Source organism: Candidatus Saccharibacteria bacterium oral taxon 488 (assembly GCA_010202645.1).
Taxonomy (GTDB): Bacteria; Patescibacteriota; Saccharimonadia; order Saccharimonadales; family Saccharimonadaceae; genus Nanosynbacter.
On sequence record CP047920.1, the window covers coordinates 614,183 to 627,100 of the forward strand.

A 12,918-nucleotide genomic window follows, 5' to 3' on the forward strand; every position below is an offset into this window, starting at 1 on the left:
CACAATAGAAGCTGTCGGAGAGCTGGCTTTAGCGTGGCTTTCTGATATCCACTAGATAACTCGATTGACTTCCTCAAGTGTCGTCTCGCCGCGCAAAGCCGCCAGCACGCCCGCCTGCAATAATGTCACCATACCATGTTTCTTGGCTGCAGCCTCAATTGCTTCAGTGTGAACGTCGGCGATATCACCTCGCAGGAATTTCTGAATTTCCTCAGTCACCACCAGCTGTTCCATCACCGGGATACGCCCCTTGTAACCAAACGGCACCTCATCGGTCGCCACGGGTCGCCACAGCTTGAACGTATCAAGATCAGGACAATCAACATGTGACGGTAGATCCTGTAAGACTTCCTTTACCCAGTTGCGCGTTGCCTCATCTGGTTCATACTCTTCCTTGCTCTCATCATGCAGTCGCCGCACCAGCCGCTGAGCGATCAATAGTCGCACCGCTGAACTAAAAATTGGATTCTGCCCAATCATATCAATAATTCGACTAAATGCCACTGACGTCGAGTTAGCATGAAAGCTTGACAGCACCAGATGCCCAGTAATCGACGCCTGAATTGCTGTCTTGGCAGTTTCCTGATCACGAATCTCACCAACCATCACCACGTCCGGGTCGAGGCGCAGCACGCTACGCAGCCCATCATCAAACCGCTGGCCAGCCGTCGTATCAATCGGGATTTGCGTAATGCCAGGAATGGTATTCTCTACTGGGTCTTCCAGTGTAATCACTTTACGATCCGGCGTATTGAGCGCATTGAGAATGCTGTACAAAGTCGTTGACTTACCCGAACCGGTTGGCCCAACTAACAGCACCAGGCCACGCGGATGAGAAATAATCTCATCAATTTGCGCCCGTTCAGCCGCACCGATACTGAGCAAGTCTAGGTTCAGCATCGAGGTGTCAAAATTAAATAAGCGCAACACCACATCTTGACCATACATGGTTGGCACCGCTTCGACACGGAGGTTAAGGAGGTGTGATACCCCGTCACGATGGATTTCTTGCTGCATGTGCCCCGACTGCGGCTCATTGGACGCCGTCGAAATATTTGCTCGCGAAGCCAGTGCCGCCATGATAACTCGATAACGATCACGGCCCAGCTCCGCCACCGAGTGCAGCGCGCCATCAACGCGCATCCGCACCCGAATGGTGTCGCGCTGATTCTCAATATGAATATCCGACGCATTCAGCCGATCCGCCTGATCAATCAAATAGTTAAACACGTCGTTTGTGCCGACGGTCGCCAATGTTTGGCTGACCTGCTGAAGGGTGTCACTGTCGCCCTCTTTGGCGATTTCGATATTATCATAAATCACTTTTTTCGGCGGATCAAATCGCAGCATTAAGGCCCGAAAGCCCGAGGCCGATATCAGGAAGAACTTAGCAATGATGCCCTGCTCGCGGTAGTTGTTGGTCATCGTCGCTACTAATGATTGTGGCGTCTGTGACGTAATGCCAAACCGATATGACTGCTCATCAGGATTGATCGCTAGCGGCACAACATGTCCGTTATACATCTCTTCGATTGTCAAAATATCACGAATCAGCGGAATTGTCTGCTCAAACTCGCGAGCATCCAGATATTGTAAGCCTAAAATCGCCGCTCGTTTCCGGGTTGCGTCTTCATCTTGATCGCGACGTTGTTGTTGAATTCGATCTTCATCCATCAACCTTATTATAGCAAAAAGCTTATCCTTGAGCGAGTGCTATAATGATATCATGCCAGAAATTACCCTCCTCATGCACAATATTCGCTCGACGTACAATGTCGGTGCAATTATGAGAACAGCCGAAGGCTTTGGTGTCAGACAAATTATCTTTAGTGGCTATACGCCGTACCCCGATTTACGATTAGCCGACCCCTGGTCTATCGACCCAAGGCTGCCGCACATTACCGAAAGGTTGACCGCCCAGATTCACAAGACTGCACTGGGCGCAGAAACAATGCTGCCCTTTAGCTACGTAGCCGATATTCGTCAGTGGTTTGCGGAGAATGCCAACAGGGAACGTTTGCCCGTGGTCGCCCTAGAGCAATCAGTGTCGAGCACAGAACTCAACACGTTTCGGCCACCAGCCCGCTTTGCCCTACTCCTCGGCGAGGAGGTCCATGGCATTGAGCCGGACATTCTAGCGCGGTGCGATCACATCGTCGAAATCCCCATGCGGGGTGCCAAGGAGTCATTTAATGTCTCAGTCGCGGCCGGTATCGCACTCTACGGCCTCTGTTTCCCGCACTCAATATAAGCTCTAGGCTAGATCATAATCCCTACAGGCGTAAATGATGTCACAATTGCCATTAAAATCAGCGTCACGTACCAAATCTTGCGATTAAATTGATATTTCTCGACTGACACCACTAAAAGGAGGCCGACAATCAGTCCAACCGGCAGCGCCTGGATCGCTACCACGCCCAGCTCAATCGGCTGCTTCAGTCGCAACCACAATGCCGCCAGCACGACACACACCACCAACTTTACGAAAAAGGTGCTATCAGTTTCGTACAGCCGCTCCCGACCTTTGCGGTTGGTGATGCTACTTGCCTTCGAGCGATTACGAGCGTACGTTCGCGATTTTTGTTTTGCCATAAGCTTTTTTATCATATCATACCAGGCGCACCATAGCAAAGCAGCCCCGCATGAAAGCGAGGCTACCCTAAGTTTAGGTTATGAGAAATAAATTACCACATGTTTGTCAGATGGACCGACTTAAATCCATTCCAACCGTGACCAACTTCTGCTGAACCACTACTAAACGGCCAATTCATATTGCCGCTATTTGTATATTGCAGCAACCGTCCGTCTTTCGTCCGACCGACAATATCCGCCAGGCCATCAGTATTCATATCACCGAGCATAATGGTATCAAACCCGTTCCAGCCATGACCGATTTGACGACCGCTCTCGAACATTGTCGTCTTGTTGTCGCGTCCACGATTGAGATATGCCCACATCGTACCGTCCTGGCGTACTGCGACGATATCATCATAACCATCACCATTCAAATCACCAGCAACAATCGATCGAACATTATTCCAACCGTGACCGATTTGACGGGCTTCATCTGACACGAAATCATACGTCCCTTCAAGCTTCTTGTAGCGCAGATAAACCTTGCCTGCCATCAAGTTACCGTTAGCGTCGACATAAACATGTGAGACTGGGCTATCCTTACCGTTCAATTTAGCAAATACCGCGCCACCATGATGGTCGATGTCGCTCGCAACCGGCTTGTCGGCAAATGGCGTCGTTACTGAGCCATTGTTACGGAATACTTGAGCCTTTTGATTCTTTGAATAGGCAACGATATCCGGACGACCATCGCCATCCATGTCAGCAAATGTAATGTTTGTGTATTTGTTAAAGCCCTGCCCGATCTTCGTCGAACCGCCACTAAACGGCCAACCCGGGATAGCATTGTTCTGATACAGCCACAACGAGCCATCTTTGCTCAAGCCAACTGCGTCACTGAAGACAACACCCTCGGTAGCATTCGCAACTGGTGCGCCACTCAGCACCAAGCCAAACACCGTCGCCGACAGCCCAAGCACCGTTACCGTTTTCTTTAGTATTCCCATACGTCCCTCCACCGTCATAGACGGTATTTATTTAGTACACTCCTACCGTACTACGTTTTCTAAATAAAAGCAATCCCGCTTGTGATTATCAAGCGGGATCGTGGTAAATTCTACTGTAGGATTAGCGACCAATTACATCCGAATCTCAGCGTCAACGCCAGCCGGTAGGCTCAGATTCTGCAGGCTATCAATCGTTTTTGGCGTAGCATTGGTAATGTCAATGAGGCGCTTATGAGTACGCATCTCGTAGCTCTCACCACCCATTTTATAGACGTGCGGGCTTTTTACTACCGTGTAGGTACTGCGACGGGTCGGCAGCGGCACAGGGCCAGCCACGCTCGCGCCGGTGCGAATTGCCGTATCAATAATTTGTTTTGCCGACTGGTCGATGACTTTATGGTCGTACGCTTTCAAGCGAATACGAATCTTAATACCAGCGTCTTGAGCCATAGCTCCTCCTTTTATGTGCGACTCCGTAACCTCTGCTCACGCCCGTGCCTCACGGATGGCCGAGTTCTCGGAGTAAATTAATACTGTTTGGCGATTATATCACAATACCTGAAGTATGGCTAGTCAAGAACTACCGGATTTGCTGCCACCCACTGACGCCACTGCGCGACATCTTCAATCGGCGGTCGATAACCCATAGCTTCACCCAACCGGCTCGCCGCCAAAATACAGGCTGCAATATAGTCGGCACTAGCTTCGTGGTCAGACCGGACATATTCTTGGTATTGCTCACTAGTATAGTCCACTGGCAGAGGTACGATGGTATTATCTATCTCACCAAAAACCTGCATTATCTTTTCGTCAAGCTGGATTACGTGCCCTAACTCATGACAAAACGCTATCAACCCGACGATTTGACGACCTATTTCTGCATCCTCAAGTCGCTCACGCGGCACACCCAGTCGAGACGACATCCGTGCTATAAGATTCGGACTAGACAGCGTCTCCCTCGTGCCGATGACAATCATTGGAATTTTCTCACCATTCCGTGTTTCACCCTCACCACCCCTGAAATCACCACTGTTCTCATCAATAACAATTTGCATCTCCTCTAGTGTCCGAGCCGGAAACAAATTCAAGGCGGTCTCGTAAATATCACCTGCTAGCGGATTGATATACTCACCAAGTGTTTTGACTCTTAATTTTTGCTCTTTTTTGTGCGACAACTCTTCCATAGCAATCTAACTGTAACATATAATATTTATTCCGTCAAGCATCACTCTAAGCTACGAATTGCCTCCGTTACCACCTCGGCTGAATGACGTAGTGCCGCCTGCTCGCGCTCATTAAGCGGATACCCTGTCAAGATCTTCACGCCATCTGCACAAATTGTTGACGGTAGGCCAAGCACTACATCGTGCAGTCCATACTCGCCCTCAACCAGTGAGCAGACTGGATAGACCGAGCGTGACGACGAGCGTAGTGCCGAGACAATCTTGGAGATAACGAAACCAATTGCATAATACGTCGACCGCTTGGTCTCGATCACCCGGTACGCCCGTTGACGAATTTTTTCCTCAATACCATCGACCATCGCTGGCTTAAATCCCGGATAATCAGCGAGTGGCACCTCACCGACTTGCGCCGATTCGATTGTCGCAAATGATGAATCGCCGTGCTCCCCTAAAATGTACGCGTCAACCTCCCGACTATGCACATCTAGCTCGTCTGCAATATATGATTTGAGCCGTGAGGTATCGAGTGCCGTCCCCGTGCCAAACACCCGACTCTTTGGCAGGCCCGATTCTTTCAGCGCCACATACGTTAGTGCATCAACCGGATTTGATACCACAATGATATACGGGCGAGCACCGTTTCTCATAATATTTCTCACTGTCCCACGCATAATCTCAGCATTCACGCCGAGCAGCTCCAGTCGCGTCTGCCCCGGCTGTTGCGGTGCACCAGCGGTGATAACCACGATATCATCAGTCTTGATGTCATCATAACTACCAGGCCGCACCACAACACACCGATCAATTCCCATTCCATCAGTGATATCCGCCGCTTGACCCCACGCCAGATCGGGGTTACGGTCAATCAGCACGATTTCCTCAACCACACTCCGTAGTGCGCAGGCGTATGCCGCTGTCGCACCGACCATACCGCCCGCACCGACGACCACCAACTTCTGTTTATTCATGTCTGTCTCCTGATTTTTATTGCAATAACCCCTCTACTGTAACGCTATCTCGTTAACTTGTCAAACTGTTCATGATAGTCCATTGACAATGTAGCCCATCAAAAATCCCCCAGTTTCCCAGGGGATTTTTATGCTTAGGTTATGAAGATTATTTGTTAATCTTTGTTACCACACCAGCACCAACGGTACGGCCACCCTCGCGGATAGCAAAGTTCAAACCTTGCTCCATAGCGATTGGGGCGAGCAACTTAACCTTGAAGGTTACAGTGTCGCCTGGCATAACCATTTCTTTGTCAGCTGGCAGCTCAACTTCACCGGTCACGTCAGTGGTGCGGAAGTAGAACTGTGGCTTGTAACCCTTGGAGAATGGAGTGTGGCGACCGCCTTCTTCCTTCTTCAAGATGTATACTTCAGCTTCAAACTCGGTGTGCGGGGTAATGGTGCCCGGCTTTGCCAAGACCTGGCCACGCTCAATGTCAGTCCGCTCAATACCGCGTAGCAAGACACCAGCGTTGTCGCCTGCTTGACCCTGATCCAGAGACTTCTTAAATGCCTCAATACCGGTCACCACAGACTTCTGGGTTGGGCGGATACCAACGATTTCAACCTCGTCGTTCAGCTTAACAACACCCTGCTCAATACGACCAGTTGCCACAGTACCGCGACCCTTGATTGAGAAGACGTCCTCAATTGGCATAATGAATGGCTTGTCCATGTCGCGTGGTGGCTCTGGGATATAGCTATCCATAGCATCAACCAGCTCCATGATGGCGTCTTCGTATTTCTCGTCGCCTTCCAGCGCCTTGAGAGCTGAACCCTTGATGATCGGTGCATCTTTGTCAAAGCCATTCTTCTCGAGAAGTTCACGAACCTCTTCCTCGATTAGCTCGACCATATCTGCGTCAGCCATGTCCATCTTGTTGAGGAAGACAACGATCTTTGGCACGCCAACCTGCTTCGCCAGCAGCACGTGCTCGCGGGTTTGTGGCATCGGGCCGTCGGTTGCCGCAATCACGAGGATCGCGCCGTCAACCTGGGCAGCACCAGTGATCATGTTCTTGACGTAGTCAGCGTGGCCTGGCATGTCAACGTGTGCGTAGTGACGGTTCGGTGACTCGTATTCTTGGTGCGAGCTGGCGATGGTAATACCGCGCTGGCGCTCTTCTGGTGCGTTGTCGATCTGGTCGTACGCAATTGGTTTGTTAACTGCGCTTGGGAGGCGCTTTGCGAGCACTGCCGTAATTGCGGCGGTCAGTGTCGTCTTGCCGTGGTCAACGTGGCCCATTGTACCCACGTTAACGTGCGGCTTGCTTCGGTCAAATGCATCTGCCATTTGTAGAAGTTCTCCTTTTTTAATAATATTTTCACGCGATAAGCCCCCGAAAAAGGCTCCACGGCGTATGGGCTAATTATAACTGGTTTGCAAACTGTTGTAAATAGGGTTTATACTATGAGCATGAGTATCTTTTCTAAGAAAGCAACACCTGAAGCAACCCGCACTAGTGTATATCCAAAACGATTATCATATGACGAGCGTCAGGAGCTAAATGCCGAGTATGATCGTCGTCATCAAACCAGTCTACCGAAGCTACCCTCTTTAAGTATCGCCTTCCTTCTAACCATAGCGCTCGCAGCAACCTGGATGTTCATCAAGCTCACCACCTTATTTATCAAGGCCAGCGGACAGTCTGCCGTCTTTCTATTATTCTTTCTATTTATCTTCATCGCGATCTGCTACGGTGTTACATTTTTCTACGTCAAGCGCACCCTTGATAGGCTCAGCGTTAGTGGCACAAAATTTGTTATCGTTTACGTCGCACTCATTAGTGTCGTACTCGGGTGCTGCCACCAACTCGGTGTCGCTCCCTTTCACACACTTCTGTTACTGCCGCTCCCAACTTTGTTGGTCGCTACTGGTGGACACTACGTTGCGACGAGTATACTCGCCAAATGCTGCGTCCATTTTGAATGGTGATATCAATAATTGTATTATATACAACACTTTCTTACAGGGTTAGATTGTTGTAATTATTACTTTTTGTTTATTATTTTCTCTGTGATGTCGTATACTGAAGAATGTGTATCAGTTAATGCTAAAGGAGAAATAATGTATGTGTGGAATTGTTGGCTATATCGGTGAGCGCGAGGCGCAGAACATCCTTGTCGCCGAGCTCAAGCGGCTCGAGTACCGCGGCTATGACAGCGCCGGAATTGTCACCCTGTCGGGTTCTGCCACACCAACCCTGCTGCGCACCAAAGGCAAGGTGGCAGCGCTGGAAGAGCTCGTCGGACAACATAAGACGAACGATACGGTCGGCATCGGACACACCCGCTGGGCAACACACGGTGAACCAAGTAAACGCAACGCCCATCCACACCATGTTGGTGAGATTTATCTGGTACATAACGGTATCATTGAGAACTACCAAGACCTTAAAACGATGCTTTCTGGCCATGAGTACGAGTTTAAGAGCGATACCGATAGCGAGGTGTTGGCGGCCCTGATTGACTATCTACGGCGTGACTCGCCGGATTTGCTGACAGCAGTCACCGGTGCATTGAAAATGGTGGTCGGGGCGTACGGTATCGCGGTGTTTGACACCACAAACCCCGAAGAAATTATCGTGGCTCGCCAAGGCAGCCCGCTGATCATTGGCGTCGGAGATGGCGAAACATATATCGCTAGTGACGCCTCGGCGCTAGTTGGCTACACCAATCAAGTGGTATATCTACACGATGGTGAAATCGGCCGCTGTACTCGGCACGGACTAGAGTTACAAACAATCGAATCACAGAAGCTTGACGTCAAGATCGAAATGCTCGACATGGATATGCAGGCAATTCAGAAGCAAGGCTTTGACCATTTCCTCGCCAAAGAAATTTACGAACAGCCAACCAGTCTCACCTCCACTCTGGCTGGCCGCGTACTGCCTGAACAGAAATATGCGCGCCTGGGCGGTCTCAATATGAGCGATGATGAACTACGCCAAGTCAAACATGTCATCATCGTTGGCTGCGGCACTGCCTACTTTGCTGGTGTGCAAGCCAGCTACTTTATCGAGCAACTGACCGATGACGTGACTATCAGCGTCGAGATTGCCAGTGAGCTACGCTACCGCGCATTCAACGTACCTGAGCAATCGGTCGCTATAATTGTTAGCCAGAGTGGTGAAACAGCCGACACCCTTGCCTGTCTGAATGAATTGAAGCGACGTGGCGTTAAATGCCTCGGCGTCGTCAATGCCGTCGGCAGCACAATCGCCCGAGCGGTTGATGGCGGCGTGTACTTACACGTTGGCGCCGAGATTAGTGTCGCCAGCACCAAGGCCTTTACCTCACAAGTCGCCGCTCTGACGATCTTTGGTATTATGCTCGCCAATGCCAAGGGCACCAACCCACAATTTATTGATGAATTTGTGCAAGAATTAGCGATACTGCCAAGCGAGATCCAAAAAGTCCTCGATAAACAAGGTGCCGAGATACCTTCCATCGCTAGGGCGTATGCTGATTACAATCACGCACTCTATATCGGTCGTGATACGCTGTATCCGATCGCTATGGAGGGCGCGCTAAAGCTTAAAGAAGTAAGTTACATTCATGCCGAAGCGTATGCCGCTGGCGAGCTGAAGCATGGCCCGATCGCCCTGATTGATGATCGTTTCTTTGAAGTCTGTTATCTCCAAGACAACTGGCTGTACGAGAAGTCGCAGAGCAACTTGATCGAGATGAACACTCGTGGCGCTCATGCCATTGTTATCACCGATACGACGAAAAAGGTGCCAGGCGAAACGGTGATTCGCGTCTCAACCAAATTGACGCACCTCACGCCGCTCTTATTCAATGTCGTATCGCAGCTCCTAGCCTATCACGTGGCTGTCAGGCGCGGTCATGATGTCGATCAGCCACGCAATCTGGCCAAGAGCGTGACGGTCGAATAATGCTCTCGCGCTAGTGGCGATAGTACGTCGCTAAAAACGCCTCGCGAAACTCGTAAAATGTTCCGTCCTCTAGGCTGGCACGAATATCATCAACTAGTTTGACGATAAATCGTTCATTGTGGATCGACAGCAGCGTGCCAGCCAGAGATTCGCGGGCGTGGAGTAAATGACAGAGATAGGCGGCAGTATAATTCCTGCAAGTATAGCAATCGCAATTTTCCATAATTGGTTCAAACAGTTCGCGATATTTCTGGCCGCGGACATTGACCCGGCCAAATGGCGTATAGGCCGCGCCGTTTCTGGCCACGCGCGTCGGGCTAACACAGTCAAAGGTATCAATTCCCTGCTCAATCGCCGCAAAGATGTCGTCTGGCTCGGAGATGCCGAGCAAATGCCGCGGCCTGTTCTCAGGCAAGATTTGATTGACCCACTGAATCGTCTGGGCCATGGTTTCCTTTTCTAGCGCGCCGCCGATGCCGTAGCCATCAAAGTCCATTGCGCCTAGAAATTCAGCCGTTTGCTTGCGTAAATCTTCATAATTTGCCCCCTGCAGCACGCCAAATAACGCTTGATACGGCTTATCGGGACGGACTTCGCGCAGACGTTTAACCTCCGCCAAACTCCGCTCCGCCCACGCGTGCGTTCGCGCCAAAGCTTCCACTTGATATTCATACGGATCAATCAGTGAAGTCAGCTCGTCAAAGGCGAAGGTAATATCCGCACCAATGCCCGCCTGAATTTGCATGGATAGTTCTGGCGTAAATTTATGATACGAGCCGTCCAGGTGCGATTTGAACGTCACGCCGTTTTCATCTACCCAAGCGTGGCGCGAGGATTTTTTAGCGATGGCGATCTCCTCATCAACATCCGTACTCATCGCTAAAACCTTCTTAAAACCAGAACCCAAACTCAACACCTGAAAGCCGCCGCTATCGGTGAATGTCGGCCCGTCCCAATGCATAAACTTGCCCAAATAACCAGCCTTTTCAATCAATTCATGACCTGGCTGCAAATACAGATGATAGGCGTTCGCCAGTACCGCCTGCGCGCCAACATCCGCCACCATCTCGGGCAACATCGCTTTGACATTAGCCTTAGTGCCGACCACAATAAACGCCGGGGTCTTGATATCCCCGTGCGGCGTGTGAATAATACCGGTACGCGCCAAAGTGTCGTCAAGCCTAGATGTTATTTCAAAAGAAAATGGTTTCATTTGATAGATTATATCAGTTTTTTCCGCTACACTATAACCATGAGCAAGAAAACGCTGGTTGAGCTTGACCCGTGGTTAGCACCGCATGAGGGCGTCATCAACGCCCGCGAGACTTATGTTTCATCGACGCTGCGGAGGGTTTTGGATGGTAAATCGCCGGCGGATTTTGCGCTGGGGTTTCATCATTTTGGACTGCACCGCACTCAAGACGGTTGGATTTTTAGAGAATGGGCGCCGAATGCCACTCGCATCGTGATGGTTGGCGATTTCTCGGATTGGCAGGAGCGCGAGGAGTTTGCTTTGCAGCCGGGTGCACATGGTGAATGGAGTGTTGATTTGCCGAAAGATGCACTGCGCCACGGGCAGAACTATAAACTACGCGTCTATTGGCCAAATGGCGACGGTTGGCGTTTACCGTCATACGCAACCTACGTCGTTCAGAATGATGATTCGGTGGATTTTTCGGCCGTGGTGTGGCAGCCAGATGAGCCGTATCAGTGGCAACACGACATTCCACCCGCACCAAAAGTACCGCTGATTTACGAGGCGCACGTTGGTATGAGCAGCGAGGAGGAAAAGGTCTCTAGCTTTAATGAATTTACCGCGGGCGTGCTGCCACGCATCAAGCAAGCTGACTACAACACTATCCAGCTGATGGCCATCGCCGAGCATCCATATTACGGCAGTTTCGGCTATCACGTCAGTAACTTTTTCGCGGTGTCATCGCGCTTTGGCACGCCCGATGATTTTAAGCGGTTGGTTGATACGGCGCACGGATTGGGGCTACGCGTCATCATTGACATAGTTCATGCTCATGCCGCCAAAAATGAAGTCGAGGGCCTGGGCAATTTCGCGGGTGATCCAACGCAATATTTCAAAGCTCACGACCATCCAGCGTGGGATTCGCGGCTGTTTGATTATGGTAAGCAGGAAGTGCTACACTTTTTAGCCAGCAATTGCCGCTGGTGGCTGGACGAGTACCATGTTGACGGCTTTCGGTTTGACGGTGTGACCAGTATGCTGTATCACGACCACGGTTTGGGCAAAAGCTTCACCAGCTATGACGATTATTTTGGCGACGACGTTGATAAAGACGCTCTGGTCTATCTCAGACTGGCAAATGACGTCATTCACGCCGTTCGCCCCGATGCCACGACCATTGCCGAGGAAATGAGCGGACTACCGGGCTTGGCGGCACCGGCTAAGTATGGCGGCCTGGGCTTTGACTATCGATTAGCAATGGGCGCGCCCGACCTCTGGATCAAAACGCTGAAGGAAAAGCGCGACGAAGATTGGGATTTGGGCGAGCTGGCGCATACGCTGAGCTCGCACCGCCCAGAGGAAAAAGTCATCAGCTACGCCGAGAGCCATGACCAAGCCTTGGTCGGCGACAAGACGCTGATTTTTCGGCTGATCGATAAAGCCATGTATTGGCACATGGATAAGGCCGACCCCGACCTGACCGTGGAACGCGGCGTGGCGCTACACAAGCTGATTCGGCTGCTGACAGCTGGACTACATGGCGGCGGCTACCTTAATTTCATGGGCAATGAATTTGGGCATCCCGAGTGGATCGACTTTCCGCGCCAAGGTAATAATTGGTCGTTCAAGCACGCACGGCGCCAGTGGAGTTTACGCGACAATGGCTTTCTCAAGTATCAATGGCTGGGCGAATTTGACGCGAGCCTGATGAAGCTCATCAAAACCGTTGACGACCCAGGCATTCACTACCTCACCATTCACCAGCACGATCACGTCGTCAGCTTCATACGCGGCGATCTCCTATTTATTATGAATTTCTCGCCCAACCAGTCGTGGACGGATTACGGCGTACCAGCGGCGGCTGGGTCATACCGGGTAGCACTCAGCAGCGACGACCAACAGTTTGGCGGACAGGGCCGGATTGACCCTAATGGCCGCTACTTTACAACGCCACATAACGACGAGCATATTATACGTGTATACACACCGACACGAAGTGGCCTCGTGCTACAAAAAGATTGACCGCGAAGCTATGTTAGTATGAATACCCTA

Annotated in this window: 12 protein-coding genes; 4 read left to right on the forward strand and 8 right to left on the reverse strand. The window is 50.8% G+C overall.

Translation table 11 applies throughout. From position 1 onward, the window contains the following. Nucleotides 1-51: 51 nt before the first annotated feature. Nucleotides 52-1,674: a hypothetical protein gene (locus GWK77_03330; protein ID QHU93183.1), complete on the reverse strand. Its 1,623-nt coding sequence runs from the start codon at nucleotides 1,672-1,674 to the stop codon at nucleotides 52-54. Between the two features lie 52 nt (nucleotides 1,675-1,726). On the opposite strand from GWK77_03330, the gene GWK77_03335 reads away from it, so the two are divergent. Further along, nucleotides 1,727-2,251, forward strand: a complete 525-nt coding sequence (locus GWK77_03335) for a TrmH family RNA methyltransferase (protein ID QHU93184.1) — start codon at nucleotides 1,727-1,729, stop codon at nucleotides 2,249-2,251. Between the two features lie 8 nt (nucleotides 2,252-2,259). On the opposite strand, the gene GWK77_03340 is transcribed toward GWK77_03335, so the two are convergent. The 6 genes from GWK77_03340 to tuf form a co-directional block, all read right to left on the reverse strand. Next, the gene (locus GWK77_03340; protein ID QHU93185.1) at nucleotides 2,260-2,592 is read right to left on the reverse strand and encodes a hypothetical protein; all 333 of its coding nucleotides are present in this window, start codon (nucleotides 2,590-2,592) and stop codon (nucleotides 2,260-2,262) included. A gap of 92 nt (nucleotides 2,593-2,684) precedes the next feature. Further along, the gene (locus GWK77_03345) at nucleotides 2,685-3,581 is read right to left on the reverse strand and encodes a hypothetical protein (protein ID QHU93186.1); all 897 of its coding nucleotides are present in this window, start codon (nucleotides 3,579-3,581) and stop codon (nucleotides 2,685-2,687) included. A 132-nt stretch (nucleotides 3,582-3,713) separates the two neighbouring features. Continuing rightward, a complete protein-coding gene (rpsJ, locus tag GWK77_03350; GenBank protein QHU93187.1) occupies nucleotides 3,714-4,031 on the reverse strand; it encodes a 30S ribosomal protein S10 in 318 nt (105 codons plus the stop codon). Nucleotides 4,032-4,150: 119 nt separating this feature from the next. Continuing rightward, entirely contained in the window at nucleotides 4,151-4,765 is a 615-nt protein-coding gene (locus GWK77_03355; GenBank protein QHU93188.1) for a hypothetical protein, read from the reverse strand. Between the two features lie 41 nt (nucleotides 4,766-4,806). Further along, a complete protein-coding gene (locus GWK77_03360; GenBank protein ID QHU93189.1) occupies nucleotides 4,807-5,733 on the reverse strand; it encodes an L-lactate dehydrogenase in 927 nt (308 codons plus the stop codon). Nucleotides 5,734-5,881: 148 nt separating this feature from the next. After that, nucleotides 5,882-7,066 carry an elongation factor Tu gene (tuf, locus tag GWK77_03365; protein ID QHU93190.1) on the reverse strand — a complete coding sequence of 395 codons (1,185 nt, stop codon included), beginning with the start codon at nucleotides 7,064-7,066 and terminating at the stop codon, nucleotides 5,882-5,884. A 123-nt stretch (nucleotides 7,067-7,189) separates the two neighbouring features. Between tuf and GWK77_03370 the strand changes: the two genes are divergently transcribed. Together GWK77_03370 and glmS are read left to right on the forward strand one after the other, a co-directional pair. Further along, nucleotides 7,190-7,708: a hypothetical protein gene (locus tag GWK77_03370; GenBank protein ID QHU93191.1), complete on the forward strand. Its 519-nt coding sequence runs from the start codon at nucleotides 7,190-7,192 to the stop codon at nucleotides 7,706-7,708. A 136-nt stretch (nucleotides 7,709-7,844) separates the two neighbouring features. Further along, a complete protein-coding gene (gene glmS / locus GWK77_03375) occupies nucleotides 7,845-9,671 on the forward strand; it encodes a glutamine--fructose-6-phosphate transaminase (isomerizing) (GenBank protein QHU93192.1) in 1,827 nt (608 codons plus the stop codon). A 10-nt stretch (nucleotides 9,672-9,681) separates the two neighbouring features. Here the strand turns inward: glmS and tgt are convergent, their stop codons facing one another. Then, on the reverse strand, nucleotides 9,682-10,884 hold the full coding sequence (gene tgt, locus GWK77_03380) for a tRNA guanosine(34) transglycosylase Tgt (GenBank protein QHU93193.1): 1,203 nt from the start codon (nucleotides 10,882-10,884) through the stop codon (nucleotides 9,682-9,684). A 39-nt stretch (nucleotides 10,885-10,923) separates the two neighbouring features. Here tgt and GWK77_03385 point away from each other — a divergent pair, with 39 nt between their 5' ends. After that, complete coding sequence (locus GWK77_03385; protein QHU93194.1) at nucleotides 10,924-12,888, forward strand: 1,4-alpha-glucan-branching enzyme; 1,965 nt, start codon at nucleotides 10,924-10,926, stop codon at nucleotides 12,886-12,888. Nucleotides 12,889-12,918: the final 30 nt, after the last annotated feature.